The following is a 24,169-nucleotide window of genomic DNA, read 5'->3' as shown; positions in this document are numbered from 1 at the left end:
CACCCGGCCCCGCTGTCCTGCCCCGCACCGCTCCGCGGCTTGCCCCGCGCTTCCGAGCCGCTCCACCTCCGAGTCGTCCCTGTCAGCGGACTCCATAGCGTGCGCTGACGGGGACGACTCGAAGGTGGGGGCGCCCCAAGTGTGGAAGCGGGGGACGCGCGCGGGGGTTGTTCGCCGAATGCACGGCATGCTGTCGGACGCACGGCATCGCCGCGTCTACGTCCGGTGCACTCGGCAACATCCCGTCCGCTCGGCAACACCCGGCACCCGGTCCGCGCCCCCGCGCCCCCGGGAGCGCTCCCCAAACCCGAGTCGTCCCCGTCAGCGGACCCCATAGCGTGCGCTGACGGGGACGACCCGGAAGTGGGTGGTCCAGCGAGAGAGAACAGCTAGCCGCCGAGGTAGGCGCGGTGGAGGAGCTGGGGATCCGCGTGCAGGTCCTCGGCGGTGCCCTGGAACGACACGCGACCACCGGCGACGACCACGGCCTCGCGCGCGATGCCGAGCGCGAGCTGGGTGAACTGCTCCACGAGCAGGACCCCCACACCGGACTCGGCGATCGACTGCACGATCGGCACGAGCCGCATGAACACGACGGGCGCGAGACCGAGGGACATCTCGTCGATGAGCAGGATCTTGGGCTTCGCGGCGAACGCACGCGCGAGCACCACCATCTGCTGCTCGCCGCCGGACAGCAGCGCGGTGGCGGAGTCGATGCGCTTCTCCAGCTCCGGGAACGGCGCGAGCGCCGCCTCCAGCTCAGCGGGCGTGCGCGCGGTGAGCGACAGGTTCTCGCGCACGGTGAGCGACGGGAACACCGCCCTGCCCTGCTCGATGTGCACGATCCCCTTGCGGGCGCGCGACACCCGGGAGAGCCTGTCGATGCGCTCCCCGTCGAGCGAGAGTGAGCCGGCCGAGTGGCCGACGACGCCCGAGATCGACTCGATGAGGCTGGTCTTGCCCGCGCCGTTCGGGCCGACCAGGGCGAGCACCTCACCGCCGCGCACGGTGAGCGACACGTCGGAGATCACCGGTCCCGCGCCGCGGCTGACGGTGACGCCGTCCAGCACCAGTTCGCTCATGACAGCAGCTCCGTCTCTCCCATGTAGGCCTTGACGACGTCGGGGTTCGCGAGCACCTCGTCCTGCGGGCCCGTGGCGAGCACCTGCCCGAAGTTCAGCACGGTGAGCATCGGGCACACCGAGCGGACCAGATCCAGGTCGTGCTCGATGATGATGAGCGCGACGCCGTAGCGCTGCGGCAGCTCGCGCAGCCGGGCGGCGAGGGCGAGGTGCTCGTCGTGCGAGAGCCCGGCGGCGGGTTCGTCGAGGATGAGCAGGCGCGGTCCCGCCAGCACGGCGGCGGCCACCTCGACGAGGCGCCGGGTGCCGACGTCGACGCTCGACAGCCGCGCCCGCGCGGGCGGGCAGCCGAAGAACGCGAGCGTCTCCTCGATGTCGGCCGCGGACAGCCGACGCCGCGCGACGAAGCGCACGTACCCGCCCACGGTGAGCAGCGGAGGCACCCTGTCCTGCTGGAACGTGCGGCGCAGGCCCAGCCGGGCGCGACGCGTGGGGGACAGGCCGGCCAGATCGCGGCCGCCCAGCAGCACCCGGCCGCCGTGCTTGGGCAGGAATCCGCTGATCGCATCCACGAAGGTCGACTTGCCCGCACCGTTCGGCCCGATGAGGCCCATGATCGACGCCTCCGGCACGGAGAAGGACACGTCGTCGAGCGCCTTCAGGGCGCCGAACTCGACCGTCAGGTGCTCCACGGTCAGCACCGGCTCGCCGCTCAGGACGGCCGGATCCAGCGTGGCCGTGGTGGTCGTGCGGATCTCCTCGGCGTCGTCGGAGGCGTCCGCCGGCAGCGCGGTGAGGGCGGCGTTGGCGGTCCTGCGGTCCTGCCGCTTCCAGAGGAGGTTGCGGATTCCCTGGCCGAGGCTCGTGCCGCTCGTGAGCGCCTGCACGCCCAGCACGCCGAAGATCACGAAGCCCCAGTCCTGCGGGATGTGCCAGCGCTTGAGCAGCTCGGGCACGAGGACCCATAGGATGCCGCCGAACACCGCCATGTCGATGAGGTGCGCGCCGCTCATGATCGCCAGCACGTACAGCGCGAGCGACTGCAGAGGCGTGAAGCTCGCCGCGAACGGCAGCTGCACCTGGCCGGCGAGCAGGCCCCCGGCCACGCCGCCGAGCGCGGCCGAGACCGCGAACGCGGTGAGCTTGGCGACCTGCACGCTCTGGCCGGCCGCGGCCGTGCCGCGCTCGGAGAACGCGACGGCCTTCCAGCTCGCACCCCAGCGGCTGCGCTGCAGGAAGAACACGATCAGCGCGCACACCACGAGAAGGATGATCGAGAGGAAGAAGAACTTCTTGTCGTTCGAGAACATCGCGGGGCGGTCGATCGAGATGGCGTCCGCGGATCCGGGGAACTGGATCTGCACGAGCGTGACGTCCGCCGCGGCGGCGAAGCCCAGGGTGACCACGGCGAGGTTCACGCCGCGCAGGCGCAGGGCGGGCAGCCCCACGAGGATTCCGGCGACGCCGGCGACGAGTGCGCCGAGGATCAGCCACACGATGAAGCCGCCCGGCGCATGCCAGATGTTCATGAGCGCCACGATCCAGGCGCCGATCGCGGCGAACGTGAGCTGGCACAGGGCGATCATGCCGGCGGATCCGGTCACGACGCCGAGTCCCATGATCGCGATCGCGGCGATGACCGCGCTGATCGCGAGGTAGACGAAGTAGCCCGGCAGGGCGTTCGAGAGCAGGAGGCCGACAAGGATCGCGAGCGCTCCGACGGCGAACGGCCAGACGATGCGGACGACCGGCCTCTGCAGGAGCGGGACGGACGGGCGGGCGGGCGAGAGCGGCTCAGCGTGCGGCATCCCACACCTCCTTGCGCTGGGTCCACAGCAGCAGGACCACGATGAACAGGAACGGGAGGAAGTTGCGGACGAGGGAGATCTCGTTGATCTGCGCGACGAGTCCGCCCAGCACGCCCAGCACGAGACCGCCGACCACGGTGAGGCCGAGGCGCTTGAAGCCGCCGAGCAGGGCTGCGGCGGCGGCGGGGATGATGAGCATCGACAGGCTGGTCGCGTCATTGGACTGCGAGGGCGCGACGATCACGATCGCGATCGCGCTGATCACGCCGGTCACGAACCACACCGCGATCGAGAGCGGGCGGGAGCGGATCCCGAGCAGCTCTGCGGTGGTCGGGCGCTCGGAGAGCGCGCGCAGCTGGGTGCCGATCCGGGTGCGGGTGAGCAGGACGTGCACCCCGAGCGCGACGACGACCGCCATGCCCACCGTCCACACCGTGACCTGGCTGATGACCACACCGCCGATCGAGAACGCGGGCCCCGCGATGATCGGCGCGAACGGCTGCGGCTTGTTGCCGAACAGGATGAACGAGAGCGAGATCAGCAGGAGCAGCGGCCCGACCGTCATCGCGGAGCGCGTGGTCGTGGAGGCCTCGGACAGCCAGGTCGCCGCGATCCAGCCGATCGCGGCGGCCAGCAGGCCGCCGATCAGCACGCCGAGGACGGATCCGATCCACACCGGCATGCCCGCCTTGGTGACGAGCCACACGGCGCAGAACCCGCCGAACATCCCGGTCGCCGCCTGGGCGAAGTTGACGACCCGGACCAGCCGGGCCATGAGGGTGAGGCAGACCCCGAGCACGGCGTACAGGCCGCCGGCCGCGAGCCCTGCCAGGGCTCCTTCGAGCATGGTGCTTCTTCCTTCTCGTCCATTCCCGGTCGTTGAGCGCCCTTCGTCTCATCGCTTCGCTCCTCGCTCAGGACCGGACCGTTGTCCGGTTCCTGAGCGAGCGCAGCGAGACGAAGGACGCAACGACCCGGGGTCGGATCACTTGGTGGGGATGCGGAGCCAGTCGTCCGAGACCTTCTCCCACTTGTGGGTGCCGCTCTTGAGCTCGATCGGCCAGCCGGCGGTGTTGTGCACGCCGAAGGTGAACGGCGTGCCGATCATCTTGTTGTCGATCGGCTTCATGTTCTTCAGCGCCTCGGTGACGGTCTCGCGGGTGATGTCGCCCTTCATGCCCTTCAGCACGGTGAGGAAGTGCGTCGCGGCGAGGTAACCGCCCTGGCTGAACGAGGTCAGCGGGATGTTGTTCTTCGTCATGAGGTCACGCCAGTCCTTGTTCACGTCGTTCTCCTCGGTGAACGGGTAGAACTCGGCGGGGACGTAGATGCCGGCGCCGGCGTTGTCGACGGCCTTGGCGAAGTTCTCGCTGTAGACGCTCGTCAGGTACAGCCAGGTGACGTCGTTCCAGCCCTGCGCGTTGGCGGCCTTGACCTGGCCGATCGCGTCCGGTTCGACCGGGTTGATCGCGAGGGCCTTGCAGCCGGCCTGCTTGGCCTTGACGATGTAGGGCGTGTAGTCGCTCGCGCCGTAGGGCACGGTGTCGTCGACGTAGAGGGGCTTCTTGCCGGTGATCTTGGTCCAGCTGTCGATCGCGGCCTGGTAGGTGGGGCGGGTGGATCCGGCGATCTCGAGCAGCACGCAGATGTTGTCGAGCTTGAGCTGCTCCGACCCGTACAGCAGGGTCAGCGTCATGTCGTTGTACGGGCCGACGTTGGCCGGCGAGATGTTCTTGCTGTCGAAGCAGCCCGTGTCGACGCCGATGCCGGGGATTGAGAGGATCCCCTCCTGCTCGTAGTACTTCTTGTTCAGGTCGCACTCGATGAGGCTCGCGGATCCGACCATCGCGACGGCGTTGTCTGATCCGACGATCTCACGGGCGTTCGCGGTCGCGGTGGCGGGGTCGCCCTTGTCGTCGAGCGCCTTGTAGTCGATCTTGCGGCCGTTCAGCCCGCCGTCGGCGTTGAACTTGTCGAACACGGCCTTGGCCGCCTGGGACGCCTCGGGGAAGGTCGCCGGTCCTGAGATGGTGTTGACGGATCCGACGACGATCGGGTCGGAGGAGCCGGAGCCTGAGCCGCCGTCGCCGGAGCAGCCGGCCAGGGCCAGCATTCCCGCGGCGAGCAGCGCTGCTGCGGCGGTGATGCGCTTGTTCATGTGATTCCTGTCTTCTCGGGTGCGGGGCGGACCCCGCGGTGTGGTGCAGGTCGGTGCGGTGGTGCGTGCTGCGGCGGTCAGTCGCGGGTGGCGCGGGAGACCATCTCGGTGTCGGTGAACTGCTCGAAGGCCACGACCTCGCCGTCCTCGAGCCGCCACACGTGCGCGACGCGGGCGGCGAAGAACCGCCCTGTGCGCTTGTAGGTTCCGGAGTACGTGCCGATCCCGATCACGGTGTCGCCGCCGTCGACGACCTCGTCCACCGCGAGTGTGTAGTCGTCCCAGTCGTCCTGGAGGCGGGAGAACACGTTCTCGACCACGGCGTCGGGGCCCACGTAGGTGCCGGCGTACGGGAAGCCCGCGGCCTCGGTCCAGCGCACGTCGTCGCGGAGCGGCGCGAGCATGCCGTCCACGTTGCCGCGGTCGCTGGCGTCGTAGTGGGCTCGGATGATGTCGGCATTGGTCATGGCGGGATGCTCCTCAGGGGTCGCGGGGTCGGCTGGTGCCGCGAGGCCGCCGTGCGGGAGGCTGCTCACGGCGATCGGCGGAGGTCAGACGGGCTGGGCGTCGGGGTAGGCGACCGAGCCGAGCGGATAGATGTGGCCGCCGCCGCGGGAGTGCTCCGAAGCGCCATCGCCGTTGAGGCCGAGGAAGATCCCGGTCGTCATCAGCTGGTAGCCGAGGTCGTGCAGCCAGACGCTCGCGACCGCGATCCGGAACTCGCGGAAGCAGAACAGGTAGAGGCCGTCGGCGAACTTCCACACCGTGGAGAGGTCCATGTCGCCGTGTCCGCGCTGCACGCCTTCGAGGCACTGCCAGGCGTAGCGCTGGCTGGAGATGTAGACGTGCTCGTACAGGTGGTGAGGGCTGTACCGGTAGACGTTGCGCTTGCCGATGAGGTCGCGGCTGGGCCCTGGGACCTCGCCCGCGGGCTCGCTGGCGCCGGTCGTGGCGGACCAGAACTCCTGGCCGACCTGCGGGGTCCCCTCGACCGCCTCCGCGGCGATGCGCGAGCGGACCACGGTGGCGCGGTGGGTCGTGGTGGAGTACACGACGGTGAGGGCCTCGCGCTCGCGCGACGCGAGCGGCAGGTTCACGAAGACGACGTCGTCGCGCACCGCGACCGCGTCGTAGGGGTCGGTGCCGGAGGTGCCGAGGCCCGACCACGTCACGAGCCCTGCTCCCGAGCCCGTCGAAGAGCCGAAGTCCAGGGCGAGGGTCCCGCCGCCGTCGAGCGCGAGGGTCAGGGACGTGCCGTCGAGGTCGATGTTCGGCAGGCGGTAGGTGTCGATCCCCGCGGCGAACTCGTCATAGGTGCGCCATTCGTCGAGCCCGTCGTCGGGCGCGGAGACCGGATCGGCAATCGTCACATCATCGGACACTCTGGGACTCCTTCGACCCTGACCCCGCCGGACTGCGGGGCGTGGAACCATGCTGTTCCCGCGCCGGAGCGGCCTCAACGATCCGGATCCGATCGCGCGCCGAGAGTCAACCGGCGTGCCCCCAGGGGCAAGAGCCGGATTCCGCACCCGACGGCGTGCGGATCCGCCTCACACGGCCTCGCCGCAGACGAGAGGACTTCGACACACGGGCGTCACCGGGCGCGCGACCGGCCGAAACACGGGCCTGACAGCGTGAGCGCACACGCACTCAGAGGAGGCCCGCGATGACCAGCACGGCAACGAACCCCGCCACGTCGAGCACGTCCGCCACCCGGTCCGCCGGGCTGGACTTCCTGCCGGGGCGCTGGATCTCCGGGTGGGATCCCGAGGACACCGGTCAGTGGCGCGACGGCGGGGCCGCGATCGCCGGGCGGAACCTGCGGTGGTCGATCTTCGCCGAGTTCCTGGGCTTCGTGGTCTGGCAGCTGTGGTCCATCGTCGTCGTCGCACTCCCCGGTGCAGGCTTCTCCTTCACCGTGACGCAGACGTTCTGGCTGATCTCGATCCCGAGCCTCGTCGGGGCGACCCTGCGCTTCCCCTACACGTTCATGGTGCCGCGCTTCGGCGGCCGGAACTGGACCGTCGTCTCGGCGCTGCTCCTGCTGATCCCCGCCACCGGGCTCGCGATCTGCGTCTCGAATCCGCACACGCCCTTCCCCGTGATGCTCGCCGTCGCGGCGCTCGCGGGCCTCGGCGGCGGCAACTTCGCCAGCTCCATGGCCAACATCACCTCGTTCTACCCGCAGCGGGAGAAGGGCTGGGCGCTCGGCCTGAACGCCGCGGGCGGCAATCTCGGCGCGGCGGTGGCCCAGTTCGCGGTGCCGATCGTGATCACGCTGGGAGCCGGGGCGACGCTGGGGCTGCCGTTCGCCGGCCTGATCTGGATCCCGCTCATCCTCGTGGCCGCGATCGGCGCCTGGTTCCGGATGGACAACCTCACGAGCGCCACGGCGGACGTGAAGGCGTCGCTCGCAGCGCTGCGCTATCCGGAACTGTGGCTGATGGCCCTGCTGTACATCGGGACCTTCGGATCCTTCATCGGCTTCTCCGGCGTCTTCCCGAAGCTCATCGCCGACCAGTTCCCGGCGTTCAGCGCCTTCCCGCTCGGCGGCGCCACGCTCTCGCTCGCGTTCGTCGGCGCCCTGGTCGGCTCCCTCGCCCGCCCTCTCGGCGGGCGCCTGGCCGATCGGTTCGGCGGAAGCTCCATCACGATCGCCGCCTTCGCCGTCATGGCACTCGGGGCGATCGGCGTCATCCTCACCCTGCCGCTCGGCGACTTCCGCTTGTTTCTCGGCTTCTTCCTGCTGCTGTTCGTCGCGAGCGGCGCCGGCAACGGAGCCACGTACCGGATGATCCCCACGCTGTTCGCGCTGCGCTCTGGCACCGGCGACGGGCACACGGCGTCCGGTGACGTGCCGGCGCAGCGCGCGGGGGCGGCGGCCCTGGGGATCGTCTCCGCGATCGGCGCCTACGGCGGATTCGTCATCCCGCAGGCGCTCGGTCTCTCCAAATCCGCGACGGGCGGCTACGCGGCAGGGCTCGGCTGGTTCGTCGCCGCCTACGTGCTGCTGCTGGCGGTCACCGTCGCCGTGCACCTGCGCGGCCGGCGCCGCGGGGTGCGGATCTGAGATGCCGGCGGCGACCCACTGCCCGTACTGCGCCCTGCAGTGCGCGATGACGCTCGTGCCGAACCCGCAGGGCCCTGCGCCGGTGCGCGTCGAACCCCGGATGTTCCCCACCAACCGGGGCGGACTCTGCACCAAGGGCTGGACGTCGGTAGAGCTCCTCGCGACGCCGGATCGCCTGACGGCGCCGCTGATCCGGGAGCAGGGCGGGCTCCGGCCGGCGACGTGGGACGAGGCTCTCGACCGGATCGCCGCGCAGCTGCGCGCGATCCGGCGCGAGGACGGTCCGGACGCGGTCGCCGTGTTCGGGGGCGGCGGCCTCACCAACGAGAAGGCCTACCTGCTCGGAAAGTTCGCCCGTCTCGCCCTCGGCACCTCGCGCATCGACTACAACGGCCGGTTCTGCATGGCGTCCGCCGCGGCGGCCGGCAACAGGGCGTTCGGGATCGACCGGGGGCTGCCGTTCCCCGTCGACGACCTCGACGGCGCCGACGCGATCCTGCTGCTCGGCTCGAACGCCGCGGCGACCATGCCGCCGCTCCTCTCGCACCTGGCGGGTGCGCGCGCGGAGGGCGGTCTGATCGTGGTCGATCCGCGCCGCTCGCAGACCGCGCAGCTGACCGCCGACGGCGCCGGCCTGCATCTGCAACCGGCACCGGGCAGCGACCTGGTGGTGCTGCTGGGGCTCACGCACATCGTGCTCGCCGAGGGCCACGCCGACCTCGACTACCTCGCGGCGCGCACGGTCGGCGTCGACGAGGTGCGACGCAGCGTGGCCGCCTGGTGGCCGGAGCGGGTGCAGGCGGCCACCGGGGTGCCGGTCGCGCTGCTGCGCGCGACGGCCCGGAGACTCGCCGCATCCCGGAACGCGTTCATCCTCACCGGGCGCGGCGTCGAGCAGCACATCGACGGCACCGACACCGTCACGGCGGCGATCAACCTCGCGCTCGTCCTCGGTCTGCCCGGCACGTCGGGATCCGGATACGGCACCCTGACCGGTCAGGGCAACGGGCAGGGCGGACGCGAGCACGGGCAGAAGTGCGACCAGCTGCCCGGATACCGGCGCATCGCCGATCCCGCGCACCGGGCCGCGGTCGCTGCGGTCTGGGGCGTCGATCCGGCCACGCTGCCCGGCCCCGGCGTGCCGGCGGTGGAGCTGCTCGGCCTGCTCGGTGCGCGGGGCGGCGTGCGCGCACTGCTCGTGCACGGAGCGAACGTCGTGGTCTCCGGGCCCGACGTCGCCCGGACGAGGGCGGGACTGGCGGCGCTCGACCTGCTGGTGGTCTGCGACTTCGTGCTGAGCGAGACGGCCGCGCTCGCCGATGTCGTCCTGCCGGTCACCCAGTGGGCGGAGGAGGAGGGGACGATGACGAACCTCGAGGGCAGGATCATCCGCCGACGCCGCGCGCTGGATCCGCCGGACGGCGTGCGCAGCGAGCTCGAGATCCTCGCCGATCTGGCCGCACGGCTGGACGCGCCCTCGGCCTGGCCGACCGATCCGGCGGCCGTCTTCGCGGAGCTCGCCCGCGCCTCCGCCGGAGGACTCGCGGACTACTCGGGGTTGAGCCACGAGCTCCTGGACGCCCAATTGGAGGAGGGGATCGCCGCGCACTGGCCGTATCCCACCGGATCCACCGGGACGCCGCGGCTGTTCCTGGAGCGGTTCGGCCACGCCGACGGGCGGGCGAGGCTCATCGCGGTCCGTCCGCGGGAGCTCGACCGCGGCGACGCGGGGGCGACTCCGGTGTCGCGCGCGGTCGGCCAGGGTGAGCCCTCCGCCGATCTGACGCTCATCACCGGACGCCTGCTCGAGCACTACCAGTCCGGCGCGCAGAGCCGGCGAGTGCCAGAGCTCTCCGCCGCACAGCCGCGTGCGCGCGCCGAGCTGCATCCCGCGACCGCGGCCTGCCTCGGCGTCGCGGAGGGGGACGCGATCGTGCTGCGCAACGGGCGCGGCGCCGTCCGCGCGGTCGCGCTGCTGGCCGAGCGCATCCGGATGGACACGGTCTTCCTGCCGTTCCACTTCCCGGACGAGGAGTGCGCGAACCTGCTCACCGCGGCCGTCGTCGATCCGGTGTCGGGGATGCCGGAGTTCAAGCGCACCGCGGTCACCGTCACGCGGGAGCGCTCCTCCGAGAGCGGGAGCGCGGCATGAGCGGGGTCCTGCGGGTCGTGCTGATCGGTTACGGGCCCGTCGGCGCCCGGTTCGTCGAGGAGCTGCTGCCCGCGGTCGAGGCGGGTCGCGTGGACCTCGTGGTGCTCGGCGCCGAGGGCGAGGACGCCTACAACCGGGTGCTGCTCGCCGAATACGCCGTCGGCGCCGCCACGAGGGCTCGTCTCGACGTCGCCGACACCGCGGCCGCGCAGCGGGCCGGCGTGCGGATCCGGCTCGCCGAGGCGGCGGTCGCGATCGACCGGGCCCGCAGGCGGGTGCGCACGTCCCGCGGCGACGAGGTCCGCTACGACCGCCTCGTGCTCGCCACCGGCGCACGCGCGAACGTCCCCACGCTCGACGGGCTTCCCGACACGCGTCATGCACGCGGTGCCGCGGCGGGCAGCGCTCCGCCGGCGCTGCCCGCCGGCGTGACGGCGCTGCGCGATCTGGGCGACGCCGACGCGATCGCCCCTGTCGTGGCGGGGGGCGGAAGGATCCTCGTGCTCGGCGCCGGCGTCCTGGGGATGGAGTTCGCTCTGCTCGCCGCCGAGCACGGCGCCGGAGTCACGGTCGTGCATCACGGTCCGGCGCCGATGGCGCGCAACCTGGACGAGACCGGCGGGCGGATGCTGTCCCTGGCCGCGCGGGCGGCGGGGCTCGGCATGGCGGCGCACGCCCGCGCCGAGGGCCTCGACTTCCGCGACACCGCTGCGGGACGGGTCTTCGACGGGATCTCCTGCGCCGACGGGACATATCTCCGCGGCGATATGCTCGTGCTCTCCTGCGGCGTCGGTCCTCGCATCGAGCTCGCGCTCGACGCCGGTCTGGCGTGCGCCCGAGGAGTGCTCGTGGACGAGTCGCTGCAGAGCTGGACCGACCCCGACGTGTTCGCGATCGGGGACTGCGCGCAGATCGCCGATCCGGCCGCCGCGGATCGATCCGGTCGTGTCGCGGGGGCGCCCAGCGGGCTGATCGGTCCCGGGTGGCGACAGGCCGCAGCCGTCGCCGCGCGGCTGCGTGCCGAGGCGTCGGGGATGCGCATCGGGCGGGACGCCGCGGTGCCGGGGCGGGAGCGCCCGACCGTCGTGATGCTCAAGGCGACCGGGATCGATGTCGTGTCGGGCGGGGATCACGGCGCCGAGCCGTGGGATCCGGACGCGGAGGTGAGCGTCTGGGTCGACGCCGCCCGAGGCGCGTACCTGAAGACCGTCGTCCGTCACGGAGAGCTGTCGGGCTTCGTTGCGGTCGGGCAGCCGCACGCCGGAGCCGAGCTCACCCTGCTGTTCGAGCGCGGTGCGGCGCTGCCGGTCGAACCGTCCGCGCTGCTCCGGCTCGATGCCGCCGACGCCCGTGCCGTGCCGGTCGACGACCCGCTCGGGCCCGATGCGACGGTGTGCTGGTGCAACGGGGTGAAGGCCGCGCGGATCACGGAAGCGGCCGCCGGCGGGGCCGGCACGGTCGAGGAGATCGGACGCTGCACCAGGGCCGGCACCGGCTGCGGTGGCTGCAAGGGCCGCATCGCCGCGCTGCTCGCCGCGGTTCCGGTGCCGTGACGCTCCGACGTCAGACGTCCAGGCGGTAGCCGCGCTTCACGACCGTGGCGACGAGCCCTGGCACGCCCAGGGTCTGGCGGAGCCTGCTGAGCGACACCTCCATCGTGTGCTCGTCGCCGTCGAGGGCACCCGCGAGCGCGCGGCGCGAGACGACCGCGCCCTTGGCCGAGACGAGGGCGCGGAACAGCGTCACCGAACCCGGGGTCAGCCGCACGGCCGTGTCGCCGATCACGGCCGCGCTGCCGCGCAGCTCGACCGTGCCATGGCGAGTGCGCACGCGCAGCGTCGCCCGATCCTCCAGGTGCTCGCAGACGAGCCGGATGAGCGCGCCCATGCGATACCGATCCGGCTGCAGGACGGGCACCTGCTCGTCGCGCAGTGGCGCCGACGTCACCGGTCCGACGCTCGCGGCGACCACGTCCTCGCGCAGGGCCTGCACGACCTCGTCGAGGCGTCCGCGGGCGCGCGCCGCGGCGAGGAGACCGTCCACGGCCGGGGCGCTGGTGAAGGTGACGGCGTCGAGCTGCCGCGCGGCGACCGCGTCGATCAGGCGCGTGATCCGCTCATCCGCGTCCTCGTCGGTCGACCAGGTGTACGGCGAGACGGTGAGCACGCTCATCCCGGCGACCCGCAGGCGGCGCAGCTGCCGCTCATCGGACTGTCCGTGCTGCTGCACGGCGACCGTCGCGCCCCTCGGGCACTCGGCGATGGTCTTGTCGACCAGGGAGGCCGTGGTCTCCTCGTCGCTCATTCCGGCGTCGTCGAGCCCGGCGGCACGGACCGCCCCTCGCGCCTTCGGACCGCGCACGAGGATCCGCGATGCGGAGACCGCGCCCTGCAGCGCTTCGCCGAGACCGGCGGCGTCGGCGACCTCGAACCAGCGCCGCATCCCGTAGCTGGTCGTGGCGAGAAGCACATCAGGGCGGGCGGCGATCATGCGCCGGGTGTCGGCGATGACCGGCGCATCGTCCTCGGCGGGCCGCATCCGCACGGTCGGCGCATGGAGCACGGTCGCGCCGCGGCGCTCGAACGCATCGATCAGATCCGCCGAGCGCCGATCGCTGGTCACGCCGATGCGGAAGCCGGACAGCTGATCCGGTCGGAAGCCCGCGACGGATGCCCCGTCGGCGCGATCGGCGGGCGCCTCCGCCGATGTCATACGCCGCTCCCGGAGCGCAGGACGGCATCGGCGAGGACCGCTCGGGCCTCCGCCTCGCCGAGGAGGGCGCGTCGCACGACCTCGCCGATCACGATGACCGCGGGGGATCGGACCCCCGCGCGCTCGGCCGTCTCGCGGATTCGGGAGAGATCCGCGAAGGTCGTGCGCTGTTCGGCGGAGCCGCCGCGCTCGATGACGGCGGCGGGGATGTCCGGCGCCATTCCGTTGCGGAGCAGTCCGGCGCTGATCGAGGGGAGGTTCGAGACGCCCATCAGCACGACGATCGTGCCGCCGAGGCCGGCGAGGCCGGAGAGATGCTCGAGCTCCGCGGGGGAGAGGGGCGCGTGTCCCGAGACCACCGTGAACAGGCGGGAGACCCCGCGATGCGTGACCGGGATCCCGGCCGCTGCGGGGACCGCGATCGCGCTCGTCACGCCGGGGATCACCCGGACCGGCACGCCGGCGTTCCGGCACGCGTCGAGCTCCTCGCCGCCGCGGCCGAACACGAACGGATCCCCACCCTTGAGCCGCACGACGTCCGCGCCGCCTCGTGCGTGCGCGACGAGCATCCGCTCGATCTCCTCCTGCGCGATCGGGTGGTGCCCCGGCCGCTTGCCGACGTCGATGAGCTCGGCGCGGGGCGCGAGTTCGGCGAGGGTCTCGTGCGGGGCGAGCCGGTCGTACAGCACGACATCGGCGGACGCGAGCGCGCGCGCCGCGGCGATCGTGAGCAGCTCGGGATCGCCCGGCCCGCCGCCGACGAGCGTGACGGTCCCCACCCGCGCGGTCACGGGAGCTCCTCGGTGCGGACCGGGATCGTGGGGCCGGCCACCAGCACCGCACCGGCGGCGCGCTCCTGGGCGGTCGCGGGTCGCAGCTGGCCGCGCTCCGCGACGCGGGCGATCGAGGGATCCGGCTGGGTCGGCGCGTTCACGAAAGACCGGAACCGGCGGAGGCGCTCTGGATCGCGCAGGGTCGCGGCCCATTCGTCCTCGTAGGCGTCGACGTGCGCGGCCACCGCCGACTCCAGCTCCTCGGCGAGCCCCAGCGCGTCGTGCACGACCACGTCGCGCACGTGGTCGAGACCGCCGTCCAGCTCCTCGATCCAGCGGGCCGTGCGCTGCAGGCGGTCCGCCGTGCGGATGTAGTACATGAGGTAGCGGTCGATGTAGCGCACCAGCGTGTCGTCGTCCAGATCCGAGGCCAGCAGCTGCGCATGCGCGGGCTGGAAACCGCCGTTGCCGCCGACGTACAGATTCCAGCCCTTGTCCGTCGCGATCACGCCCACGTCCTTGCCGCGGGCCTCGGCGCATTCGCGGGCGCATCCGGAGACGCCGAACTTGAGCTTGTGCGGGCTGCGCAGCCCGCGGTAGCGCAGCTCCAACGCGATCGCCATGCCGACCGAGTCCTGCACGCCGTAGCGGCACCAGGTGGATCCGACGCAGCTCTTCACGTTGCGCAGCGCCTTGCCGTAGGCCTGCCCCGACTCGAAGCCCGCCTCGATCAACTGCTCCCAGATCGCCGGGAGCTGATCCAGCCGTGCTCCGAAGAGGTCGATCCGCTGGCCGCCCGTGATCTTGGTGTAGAGCCCGAAGTCCTGAGCCACCCGGGCGATCACGGCGAGCTTCTCGGGAGTGATCTCGCCGCCGGGGATGCGCGGCACGACCGAGTACGTCCCGTCCTTCTGCATGTTCGCGAGTGCGCGGTCGTTGGTGTCCTGCAGCGTCCCTCGTCCCGCGTCGAGCAGGTACTCGCCGTGCTGGCTGGCGAGGATCGAGCCCACGACGGGCTTGCAGATGTCGCAGCCGCGACCGCGTCCGAGCCGCGCGATCGTGTCCTCCCAGCTCGTGAGGGCGAGCACGCGGACGGACTCGAACAGCTCCTGGCGGGACTGGTCGAAGTGCTCGCAGAGCGCGTGCGACACGGTGGCGCCCACGGCGGTGAGCTCGGCCTCGAGCAGCTTCTTCACCAGCGGGACGCAGGATCCGCACTGGGTCCCCGCGCGGGTGCACGCCTTGAGCGCGCCGAGTTCGTGGCAGCCGTCGGCGATCGCCCCGCGCACGCTGCCCGCGGTGATGTTGTTGCACGAGCACACGAAAGCGTCGTCCGGCAGCGCGCCCCCGGATGGCGGCTCGGCGCCGGCCGCCGACAGGTACGCGGCGGGTTCGGCATCCAGCGTCCGCCCCAGCAGCGGGCGCAGGCCCGCGTACGGGGCGGCGTCGCCCACGAAGACCCCGCCCAGCAGGGTCTTGGCGTCGTCGCTCACGACGAGCTTCTGGTACAGCCCGCGGGCGGGGTCCGCGTACACGATCTCGAGCGCGCCGGGCTCACGGGCGAGGGCGTCGCCGAAGCTCGCGACGTCCACGCCGGAGAGCTTCAGCTTGGTGGCGTCGTCGACGGTGGTGAACGTCGCGTCGCCGCCGAGCAGCCGGTCGGCGACGGTCTCCGCCATGGCGTTCGCGGGTGCGACCAGCCCGATCGTGCGACCGTCGATCGCGGCCACCTCTCCGATCGCCCAGATCGAAGGGTCGGAGCTGCGGCACGCGTCGTCGACGATCACCCCGCCGCGCTCCGCGGTGTCGATGCCTGCGGATCTGGCCAGTTCGTCGCGGGCGCGGATGCCGATCGCGAACACGACGATGTCCGCGGGGACGCTGCGGCCGTCCGTGCACCGGACGGTCGTCGGCCGCCCGTCGTCGTCGCACAGGATCCGCTGCGGCCGCGTGCCCAGGTGCAGATCGATGCCGCGCGCCGCGATGAGCCTGCCCAGGGCCTGGCCTGCGCCCTCGTCGAGCTGCGCCGACATCAGCCATCCGCCGGAATGGATGATCACGGCCTCGGCGCCGAGAGCGGCGACGCCTCCTGCCGCCTCCAGCCCCAGCAGTCCTCCGCCCGCGACGGCGACCCGCGGGGGCCGGCCGAGCCCCTCGCGGCGTGCGGCGACCTCGGCGATCAGTGCGTCCACGTCGGCCAGGGTGCGGTAGACCAGGGCCGCATCGGATCCGGGGATGTCCGGGACGGGCGCCGCGGATCCCGTCGCCAGAATGAGGTCGTCGTAGTCGAGCACGGCGCCGTTCGAGGTGGTGACCGTGCGGGCGGCGCGGTCGATCGACACGGCCCTCTCGCCGATCCGCAGGGACACCGCGGGGTCGTCCCAGCAGCCCGGGTCGAGGGTGAGGTCGGCGTCGCGGTCGGCGAGGCGCGTGCTCAGCTGCACGCGGTCGTAGGGCTGGTGGGGCTCCTCGGCGAGGACGGTGATGAGCCGGTCTCCGGCGCCGCGGGAGACCAGGGCCTCCACGAGGCGATGGGCGGCGGGGCCGCCCCCGGCGATCAGGGTTCGTCGGGTCGTCATGCGTGCCCTCCTCCGTGTCGGTGGATCCCGAGCGTAGGTCGATGCCGTTTCCCGACCGTTTCGCCGATGTAACCGGCGGATGTCGCCGGTTACACAGTCCCGGCGGGTGCGTGTGAGCGGTCTTTCACGCGGCCGACACATGCCGTGACGGTGCCGGAAACACACGGCGCATAGCGTCGGGCCATGACGATCACGCAGACTCTTCCTCGTCCCGCGCTCGCGGATCCGGCCCTCGCGGGTTCGGCCCTCGCGTCTCGCGCCCTGCCGCTCGCAGGTCCGGTCCTGCACGGCGCCGCGGGTGAGCGCTCCGGGTGGGAGCGCGTCTGCCGCGTCGACGACCTGGAGCCGTCGTGGGGCGAGGCGGTGCTGATCCGGATGCGGCAGGTCGCGCTCTTCCTGCTCTCCCCGCGCGAGCTGTACGCGGTCGAGCACGAGGATCCCGCCGGCGGTGCGCCGGTGATGGCGCGCGGGATCGTCGGCTCGCGCGGCGATCGGCCCACGATCGCGTCGCCGCTGCACAAGGAGGTCTACGACCTCGGCACGGGGGAGTGCTTCACGGATCCGGCGCTTCTGCTGCGTACCTTCCGCACCCGCATCGTCGGCGGCTTCATCGAGATCGAGTTCGACGACTGACCCCGCATCCCGCCCCTCCTCTAACCCCGCCCTCTGTCCGCGAGACTCCAACTGGGCGACGAGACTGCAGTTCTCGAGCGCAGTCTCGTCGCGGAGATGGAGTCTCGCGGATGTGGTCTGGGCGCGATGTGGGTGCTTGCAAAAAACAAGTACCGGGTTCAGACTGCTCTCATGACAGAGAGCAGGCGGAAGCTGATCCTGAGCTATTACGTCTCGATCGACGGCAAGAGCGTCGGTGCGACGAACGGGATGCGCAGCGTCATGGAGTCGATCGACGACGACGCGCAGGAGGAGGAGTATGTCCGGCAGCTGTGGGAGGCGGGCGCGTTCCTCATGGGCCGGGCGTCGTACGACGCGATGAAAGGTTTCTGGCCGGTGGCGGAGCACCCGTCCGCGGCGCCGATGAACGCGATCCCGAAGGTGGTCTTCTCACGCACGCTCACCGCGGTCGACGAATGGGGCGAGGCGAGCGTCGCCTCGGGCGACCTCGCCGAAGAGATCGCCCGGCTCAAGGCCGAGCCGGGCAAGGACCTCTTCGCGATCGCGGGCGACTCCTTCCAGCGTGCATTGATCGCGGCCGGGGTCGTCGACGAGTACCGACTCTGGGTGCTGCCCGCGGCGGCGGGTTCGGGCACGGCTCTGTTCCCGGAGCAGGACGCGCCGGTGAGGCTGCGTCTGACGCAGAGCACCCCGTACCCCAGCGGCGTCCTCGAACTGCGCTACGTGCCGGACTGAGGATCCGCGAGACTCCAACTGGGCGACGAGACTGCCGATTTCAGGCGCAGTCTCGTCGCGGAGATGGAGTCTCGCGGGCATATCAGCGGGCAGCGCGGGCAGCGCGGGCAGTGCGGGCAGAGTTAGTGCCAGCGCGCTCAGTGCGTCGCGCGGTACTCGCTCGGGGAGACGCCGTAGGCGGTCTTGAACGCGCGGCTGAAGTGCGCGGCGTCGACGAAGCCCCAGCGCGCGGCGATCGCGGCGACGGGGCGGTCGGCGAGGATCGGATCCAGCAGGTCGCGACGGCACTGCTCGAGCCGGCGGGTGCGGATCCAGGTCGACACGGTCGTGCCCTGTTCCTGGAACAGGCCGTGCAGGTGCCGCGTGGAGATGAAGTGCGCGGCCGCGATCGTCGTGGGGCCGAGATCGGTCGAGGCGAGGTTGCGATCGATGTGACCGCGGATGCGTTGCATGAGCGCGCGGTGCGGGTCGGCCGCCGCCTCGTCGAGGCCGAGCTCGCGGGTGAACACCGTGGAGACGAGGTCGAGCGCGCTGTGCGCGAGACGGGCGCCGGTGGCCCCGGCGAGCTGGTCGAGGTTCGTGGCGAGCTGGCGCAGGTACGGCACGACCATGCCGCCCAGGCCCTCCTGGCCCGAGATCCGCACGGCCGTGAGCTGCCCGACCATCTCGGGCGGCAGGCTCAGCAGGTGCTTCGGGAACATGACCACCATGGTGCGGAAGTCCTCGTCGAACACGAGCGAGTACGGGCGGTCGGTGTCGTAGACGGCGAGGTCGCCGGGGGTGAGCACGGCCTCACGGTCGTCCTGGATGAGCAGGCCCGTGCCGGCGAGCATCAGGCTCACCTTGAAGTACGAGCGGTCGCCGCGGGCGATGAGCTCCGGCGTGCGCTCCACGACGTGGCGCGACGCGCGCAGGTCGGTGACGTGCACCTCGTCGACGGAGGCGCCGCGGATCAGGCCGCGGAACGGCGCGGATCCCTCGCCGCTCACCTGCAGCGGCACGAACGAGTCGGACACGGCGGAGCGGAACTCGCTGATGTTGCGCGCGACGAGCGTCGAGACGGACTCTGCGGGAGCGACGGGAATAGCTGCCACGACTGATCACCTCGGGAAGATGCAGGGGTGGATCGACGACTTTGTATACGATCCGTTGAGGCACTCTACCACCGCGGGCCAGGCGGCGGGTGAGGATCCCTGCCGCCCGGCCCGCGGCCGGTGCCGCGCCCGGCCCGCGGCCGGAGCCCGTCGCCGCGCTACTCCACGAGCTTGCCCGCGCTGTCGACCTCGCGGATCAGGGCGTCGATCTCCGCCGGGATCGGCGGGATCTCCTCGCGGACGACGCCGGTGGACGGGGACCAGACGAGGTTGACCTGCAGCGCCGGATCCATCGCGGGGTAGTCGCTGCGGTTGTGGCAGCCGCGGGTCTCGCGGCGCTCGAGCGCCGCCTCGACGGTCGCGCGTGCGGCGAGGGCGGAGGAGCGCAGGTCGAAGGCGTGCGCGAGATCCTGGAACCCGGCGATGTCGGGGTGGATCCCGATCCGGGTCATCCGTTCCTCGATCGCGTCGAGCTCGGCGAGGCCCGCGCGGAGCCCGTCCTCGTCGCGGACCACGCCCGCATGCGCGGTCATGGTGTCGCGGATCGCGCGCTGCAGGGCACGCACGTTCTCTGGGCCGTCGGCGGCCAGCAGGTCGTCGATCTCGGCCCTGGCCCGGCGCACGGCGTCCGTGGAGCGGTGCTGTGCGTCGAGGCCGTAGGCGTGCGCGACCGCGGCGCGACCGGTGATCCGGCCGAACACGAGCAGTTCGATGAGCGAGTTGCCGCCCAGCCGGTTCGCGCCGTGCAGACCGGACGAGGCCTCGCCGATGGCGTACAGCCCGTCCACGTCCGTGCGGTGGTCCTCCGGACGCACCCAGACGCCGCCCATCGAGTAGTGCGCGGTCGGCGCGATCTCGATCGGATCCTTCGTGATGTCGAGCATCTGCAGCTCGAGCATCGTCTGATAGACGCGGGGAAGCCGGGTCATGATCGTCTCGCGGGGCAGATGCGAGACATCCAGCCAGATGCCGCCGTTCGGAGTCCCGCGCCCCTCCGCGATCTCGGTGTACGCCGCCAGCGCCACGCGATCGCGGGTGGACAGCTCCATCCGCTCGGGGTCGTACTTCTGCATGAACCGCTCGCCGAGCGCGTTGCGCAGGATTCCGCCCTCGCCGCGCGCGGCCTCGGACACGAGCGTGCCCGCCTCGCTCTCCGGCTCGATGATGCCGGAGGGATGGAACTGCACGAGTTCGGGGTCGCGGATCCGCCCGCCCGCCTCGACGGCGAGACGGAAGGAGTCGCCGGTGTTCTCGTCGCGGCGGGAGGACGTGCGCCGCCAGATCCGGTTGTGCCCGCCCGCGGCGAGGATCACGGCGTCGGCGTGGATGAGGTACCGCGTGCCGTCGACGAGGTCGAAGCCGTAGGCGCCGAAGATGCGGGGAACCGTGCCGCCGTCCGGACCGGGGACGTCGTCGACCAGCAGGCGCGTGATGTAGACGGTGTCGAGGATCGGGATCTCGAGCTGCTCGGCGCGGTCGACCAGGGCGCGCTGGATCTCCAGGCCCGTGTAGTCGCCGGCGAACGCGGTGCGGCGGAAGGTGTGCGCGCCGAAGAAGCGCTGCGAGATGCGGCCGTCGTCCTCGCGGGCGAAGCCCATGCCGTAGCGCTCCAGGTCGCGGATGCCCTCCTCCGCGCCGCGCGTGACGATCTCGACCGTGCGCGGGTCGGCGAGGAAGTAGCTCTCCTTGATGGTGTCCGCCGCGTGCTGCTGCCAGCTGTCCTGCGGGTCCATCGTGCCGAGGGCCGCGTTGATGCCGCCCGCCGCGAGGGAGGTGTGCGCGTCGTGGCGCGGGCGCTTGCCGACGGCCAGCACGTCGACGCCCTGCTCTGCGACCTCGATGGCCGCGCGCAGGCCGGATCCGCCGGTGCCGATCACGAGCACGGTCGTGGAGACGAGGCGCTCGCGGGTGGTGTTCTCAGTCATGACTTCCACGCTAAGAACCCACCGGCGATTACTCCAATGCATAATGCTGTTGGAGTGAATGCGCCTAGGCTATGGTCATGAACCTCGAGCAGCTCCGCGGATTCGTCGAGATCGCCCGGCTGGGCAACTTCACCCGTGCCGCCGAGGAGCTGCATCTCGCGCAGCCCTCACTGAGCCGGCAGATCTCGACGCTCGAGAGGGAGCTCGGATCCGAGCTGTTCCATCGCGCGCGCGGGCACATCTCGCTCACCGCCGCGGGCGAGGTGCTGCTGCCCTATGCCCGCCGGATGCTCGCGGACGCGGGCTCGGTGCGGCGGGAGATGGCCGAGATCGCGGGGCTGCGTCGCGGGCGCGTGCGTCTCGGCGCCCCGCCGTCGCTGTGCGCGAGCATCGTGCCGGAGGTCGTCGGCGTGTTCCGTGCGGCGCATCCGGGGATCGAGCTCGAGATCACCGAGCGGGGCTCGCGGGGGCTCGTCGCCGCGCTCGCCGAAGGGGCGCTGGATCTTGCGCTGCTCGCGTCCTCGGATGCGGCGGCGGCGTCGCCCGTGAGCCTCAGCCGCACCTCCCTGCTGGAGGAGGACCTCGTGGTGATCTCCTCGGCCGCGCAATCGCCCGTGAGCCACGGCCAGGCCATCGCGCTCGCGGCCGTTGCGGATCTGCCGCTCATCGCGTTCCCGCGCAGCTACGAGCTGCGCGCGGCGACGGATGCGGCCTTCGCCGCAGCGGGACTCGACGCGGAGGTCGTCGTGGAGGGGCCCGAGATGGACACCGTGCTGCGCTTCGTGGAGCGCGGGGTGGGCGTCGCCGTCGTCCCCGCCATGGTCGCGCTCGATCGTCCGGGACTGCGCGCGGTGCCCCTGGCCTCGCCGAAGCTCACGCGCACCGTGAGCCTGGCGCACCGGGCCGACATGGCGCCGACTCGCGCGGCCGCGGCCCTCCGCGACACGATCATCGCGACCGCCGACGCTCTCGTCGACTCCGGCGACTTCGTCGCCAAGGCGGTCTGACCCGCGCTCCACTTCCGGGTCGTCCCCGCCAGCGGACGCCATAGGGCGCGCTGGCGGGGACGACGCGAAGGTGGGACGGGGTCAGGAGCCGGACAGGGTGGCGCCGAGGATGCGCGCGGCCTCGGGGAAGCGCTCCGGGTTCTCGCCGGAGTAGTTGAGGCGGACGAACGCGCCGGAGGGCTCCGCGGGGAACCACTCGGACCCCGGCGCGAGGATCACGCCGCGCGCGGCGCACTCGCGCACGACGTGCTCCGCGTCGCTCCCCTCGGGCAGCCGTACCCAGAGGTTGAGTCCGCCGCGCGGCACCGTCTCGACCGTTGCGGTCGGCGCATGCTCGTGGAGCGCGTCGAGCAGAAGATCGCGGCGCGCACGCAGCTGCTCCCGCACCCCGCGCAGGTGGGTGCGCCAGGCGGGCTGCGTGACGACGTCGAGCGCCGCGGCCTGCAGAAGTCCGCTGACGTACATCGATTCCGCCGCGCGATCGGCCAGGATCCGGTCGCGCGCGGGACCGCGGGCGATGACCGCCGCGACCCGCAGGGCGGGGGAGACGCTCTTGGTCAGCGAGCGGAGGTAGATGACGTGTCCGTCGTCGTCCTCGGCGGCGATCGGCCGTGGATCCGCATCGATCGCGAGGTCGTGCGCCCAATCGTCCTCGATGAGGAACGCGCCCCGCTGCCGCACGATCTCGAGGATCGCGGCCCTCGTCGCCTCGGGCCACACCGCGCCGGTCGGGTTCGCGAACGCCGGCTGCGCGTAGAATCCGCGGGCTCCGGTCTCGGCGAACGCGCGCTCGACCGCGTCCGGATCCGGTCCATCCGGCCCGGCGGGGACGGGGACGAGCTCGACGCCCGTCTGCGCGGCCGCGAGGATCGCGCCCCAGTACGTGGGCGACTCGATCAGGAGCGGCTGTCCGACGCCGACCACCGCGCGGAAGATCGAACTGAGCCCGCTCTGGCTGCCCGAGATGATGAGCGCGTCGCGCGCCGATGCCGGAGTGACGCCGACCGGCGCGGCGGAGGCCAGCTCTCCCGCGAACCAGGCCTGCAGGTCGGGGGATCCTGCCGCAGGGGAACGCAGCACGGCCGCATCCAGGCGGGCCGCGCGGGCGAGCGCCTGCCGCACCAGCCGCTCGGGGAGCAGCTCCGGTGCCGGGTAGCCGGAGTGCAGCGCGATCGCGTCGGGCGCCGCCGTCCGCTGGGTCGAGGACAGCGCAGGCATCCGCGACGGAGGGGTGCCGAGGGCGGCCGTCTGCCAGGCGTAGTCGACCGGCCGCGCGGTGCGCGCGGCGCGCGTGAAGGTCCCGACGCCCGGACGGGAATCGATCAGGCCGAGCGCGGACAGTCGGCGCATCGCCTTCTGCACGGTCACCGGGCTCGCCCCGTGCTCGGCCATGAGGGCGCGGTTCGAGGGGAGCCGTGCCCCCGGCGCGGCGTGCGCGATCCACGCGCGCAGTGCCGTCACGATCCTCTCGCTGCTATCCTGATTCATGAGAGAACAGAGTAGCGTTACTCAATCATCGCGCCAAGCGCTATCCTCCCGCTCCCGCTCCGGCCTCGGCTGGGGCCTTCTCGGCGTCGTGGCGTTCTCCTTCACGGTGCCGTTCACGCGGGTCGCCGTCGGTGGACTGTCACCGTTGTTCATCGGATCCGGCCGGGCCGTCGTGGCGGCGGTCCTCGCAGGGGTCGCGCTCGCGCTCACCCGCCAGAAGCCGCCGACGATGCGGCAGTGGCTCCGGCTGGCGGTGGTCGCCGCCGGCGTCGTCGCCGGCTTCCCCCTGCTCACGTCCTTCGCGCTCACGACGGCGCCGGCGAGTCACGGTGCGGTCGTGATCGGGCTGCTCCCCGCGGCGACCGCCGTGGCCGCGGTGCTGCGCACGAAGGAGCGGCCCTCGCGGTCGTTCTGGCTCTTTGCCGCGCTGGGTGCGGTCGTCGCCATCGCTTTCGCGGCGCTGCAGAACGGCGGACTCGGCGGACTCCATCCGTCCGATCTGCTGCTGTTCGGCGCCGTGCTCGCCGCCGCGGTCGGCTACGCGGAGGGCGGGCTGCTCGCGCGGGAGCTCGGGGCGTGGCAGACCGTGTCGTGGGCGCTCGTGCTGTCGGCGCCGCTGATGATCGCGCTGACCTCGGTCGCGCTCGCGAGCGGACCGCCGCAGGCGACTCCGGTGCAGTGGCTCGCGTTCGCCTATCTCGCGGTGGTCAGCATGTTCCTCGGGTTCTTCGCCTGGTACCGGGGCCTCGCGATCGGGCCGATCGCGCAGGTGAGCCAGATCCAGCTCGTGCAACCGGTGCTGAGCATCCTCTGGGCCGGGATCCTGCTGCACGAGCAGCTCGGCGGGGCGACGATCCTCGGCGGCCTCGCCGTCATCCTGTGCGCCGCGCTCGCCGTGCGCACCCGCCAACCCCGCCAACCCCGCCCACTTCCGAGTCGTCCCCACCAGCGGA

General features: G+C 72.1%; 19 protein-coding genes. 7 read left to right on the top strand and 12 right to left on the bottom strand.

Annotated features, from left to right (window positions below):
- Positions 1-389 precede the first annotated feature (389 nt).
- The 6 genes from CQ044_RS18975 to CQ044_RS18950 all read right to left on the bottom strand — a co-directional run bounded on the left by CQ044_RS18975 (position 390) and on the right by CQ044_RS18950 (position 6,430).
- Entirely contained in the window at positions 390-1,082 is a 693-nt protein-coding gene (locus CQ044_RS18975; RefSeq protein WP_045270366.1) for an ABC transporter ATP-binding protein, read from the bottom strand.
- Positions 1,079-2,890 carry an ATP-binding cassette domain-containing protein gene (locus tag CQ044_RS18970; protein WP_105689909.1) on the bottom strand — a complete coding sequence of 604 codons (1,812 nt, stop codon included), beginning with the start codon at positions 2,888-2,890 and terminating at the stop codon, positions 1,079-1,081. Before CQ044_RS18970 ends, CQ044_RS18975 begins: the two co-directional genes overlap by 4 nt.
- Positions 2,877-3,737, bottom strand: coding sequence for a branched-chain amino acid ABC transporter permease (locus CQ044_RS18965; protein WP_105689908.1), 861 nt, complete (start codon positions 3,735-3,737; stop codon positions 2,877-2,879). Before CQ044_RS18965 ends, CQ044_RS18970 begins: the two co-directional genes overlap by 14 nt.
- A gap of 138 nt (positions 3,738-3,875) precedes the next feature.
- Positions 3,876-5,048, bottom strand: coding sequence for an ABC transporter substrate-binding protein (locus CQ044_RS18960; protein ID WP_045270369.1), 1,173 nt, complete (start codon positions 5,046-5,048; stop codon positions 3,876-3,878).
- A gap of 77 nt (positions 5,049-5,125) precedes the next feature.
- Positions 5,126-5,515, bottom strand: a complete 390-nt coding sequence (locus CQ044_RS18955) for a nuclear transport factor 2 family protein (RefSeq protein ID WP_105689907.1) — start codon at positions 5,513-5,515, stop codon at positions 5,126-5,128.
- Positions 5,516-5,599: 84 nt separating this feature from the next.
- The gene (locus CQ044_RS18950) at positions 5,600-6,430 is read right to left on the bottom strand and encodes a molybdenum cofactor biosynthesis F family protein (RefSeq protein WP_258133375.1); all 831 of its coding nucleotides are present in this window, start codon (positions 6,428-6,430) and stop codon (positions 5,600-5,602) included.
- Between the two features lie 284 nt (positions 6,431-6,714).
- Between CQ044_RS18950 and CQ044_RS18945 the strand changes: the two genes are divergently transcribed.
- The 3 genes from CQ044_RS18945 to CQ044_RS18935 are packed head-to-tail and all read left to right on the top strand — an operon-like array spanning position 6,715 to position 11,823.
- Positions 6,715-8,118, top strand: a complete 1,404-nt coding sequence (locus CQ044_RS18945; RefSeq protein ID WP_105689905.1) for an MFS transporter — start codon at positions 6,715-6,717, stop codon at positions 8,116-8,118.
- A 1-nt stretch (position 8,119) separates the two neighbouring features.
- Positions 8,120-10,270 (top strand): molybdopterin oxidoreductase family protein, encoded by a 2,151-nt coding sequence (locus tag CQ044_RS18940; protein ID WP_105689904.1) that lies wholly within the window; start codon positions 8,120-8,122, stop codon positions 10,268-10,270.
- Complete coding sequence (locus CQ044_RS18935) at positions 10,267-11,823, top strand: FAD-dependent oxidoreductase (protein WP_105689903.1); 1,557 nt, start codon at positions 10,267-10,269, stop codon at positions 11,821-11,823. The genes CQ044_RS18940 and CQ044_RS18935 overlap by 4 nt, the downstream gene beginning before the upstream one ends.
- Before the next feature lie 10 nt (positions 11,824-11,833).
- On the opposite strand, the gene CQ044_RS18930 is transcribed toward CQ044_RS18935, so the two are convergent.
- Genes CQ044_RS18930 through nirB form a run of 3 tightly spaced genes read right to left on the bottom strand, consistent with a single transcriptional unit; the run spans position 11,834 to position 16,334 of the window.
- Entirely contained in the window at positions 11,834-12,982 is a 1,149-nt protein-coding gene (locus CQ044_RS18930) for a uroporphyrinogen-III synthase (RefSeq protein WP_105689902.1), read from the bottom strand.
- Entirely contained in the window at positions 12,979-13,761 is a 783-nt protein-coding gene (gene cobA, locus CQ044_RS18925) for a uroporphyrinogen-III C-methyltransferase (protein ID WP_374954873.1), read from the bottom strand. Before cobA ends, CQ044_RS18930 begins: the two co-directional genes overlap by 4 nt.
- An 8-nt stretch (positions 13,762-13,769) precedes the next feature.
- The gene (gene nirB, locus CQ044_RS18920; protein WP_105689900.1) at positions 13,770-16,334 is read right to left on the bottom strand and encodes a nitrite reductase large subunit NirB; all 2,565 of its coding nucleotides are present in this window, start codon (positions 16,332-16,334) and stop codon (positions 13,770-13,772) included.
- Between the two features lie 183 nt (positions 16,335-16,517).
- On the opposite strand from nirB, the gene nirD reads away from it, so the two are divergent.
- Positions 16,518-16,967: a nitrite reductase small subunit NirD gene (gene nirD, locus CQ044_RS18915; protein WP_105689899.1), complete on the top strand. Its 450-nt coding sequence runs from the start codon at positions 16,518-16,520 to the stop codon at positions 16,965-16,967.
- A 171-nt stretch (positions 16,968-17,138) separates the two neighbouring features.
- Entirely contained in the window at positions 17,139-17,702 is a 564-nt protein-coding gene (locus CQ044_RS18910; RefSeq protein ID WP_105689898.1) for a dihydrofolate reductase family protein, read from the top strand.
- A gap of 137 nt (positions 17,703-17,839) precedes the next feature.
- On the opposite strand, the gene CQ044_RS18905 is transcribed toward CQ044_RS18910, so the two are convergent.
- Together CQ044_RS18905 and CQ044_RS18900 are read right to left on the bottom strand one after the other, a co-directional pair.
- Positions 17,840-18,796, bottom strand: coding sequence for a helix-turn-helix domain-containing protein (locus CQ044_RS18905; RefSeq protein ID WP_045270377.1), 957 nt, complete (start codon positions 18,794-18,796; stop codon positions 17,840-17,842).
- A gap of 158 nt (positions 18,797-18,954) precedes the next feature.
- Entirely contained in the window at positions 18,955-20,721 is a 1,767-nt protein-coding gene (locus CQ044_RS18900) for an FAD-binding protein (protein ID WP_105689897.1), read from the bottom strand.
- Between the two features lie 77 nt (positions 20,722-20,798).
- Here CQ044_RS18900 and CQ044_RS18895 point away from each other — a divergent pair, with 77 nt between their 5' ends.
- Positions 20,799-21,728, top strand: coding sequence for a LysR family transcriptional regulator (locus CQ044_RS18895; RefSeq protein ID WP_105689911.1), 930 nt, complete (start codon positions 20,799-20,801; stop codon positions 21,726-21,728).
- An 81-nt stretch (positions 21,729-21,809) separates the two neighbouring features.
- Here the strand turns inward: CQ044_RS18895 and CQ044_RS18890 are convergent, their stop codons facing one another.
- Positions 21,810-23,216: a PLP-dependent aminotransferase family protein gene (locus CQ044_RS18890; protein ID WP_105689896.1), complete on the bottom strand. Its 1,407-nt coding sequence runs from the start codon at positions 23,214-23,216 to the stop codon at positions 21,810-21,812.
- Between CQ044_RS18890 and CQ044_RS18885 the strand changes: the two genes are divergently transcribed.
- A partial coding sequence (locus CQ044_RS18885; RefSeq protein WP_105689910.1) for a DMT family transporter occupies positions 23,215-24,169 on the top strand: 955 nt, incomplete at its 3' end. The two genes, CQ044_RS18890 and CQ044_RS18885, sit on opposite strands and share 2 nt — an antisense overlap.

The sequence above is a fragment of the Microbacterium sp. MYb64 genome, from assembly GCF_002979495.1.
Lineage (GTDB): Bacteria > Actinomycetota > Actinomycetes > Actinomycetales > Microbacteriaceae > Microbacterium > Microbacterium azadirachtae_A.
Note: the sequence above shows the minus strand (reverse complement) of the source record. Positions and strands in the feature narration are given on the sequence as shown.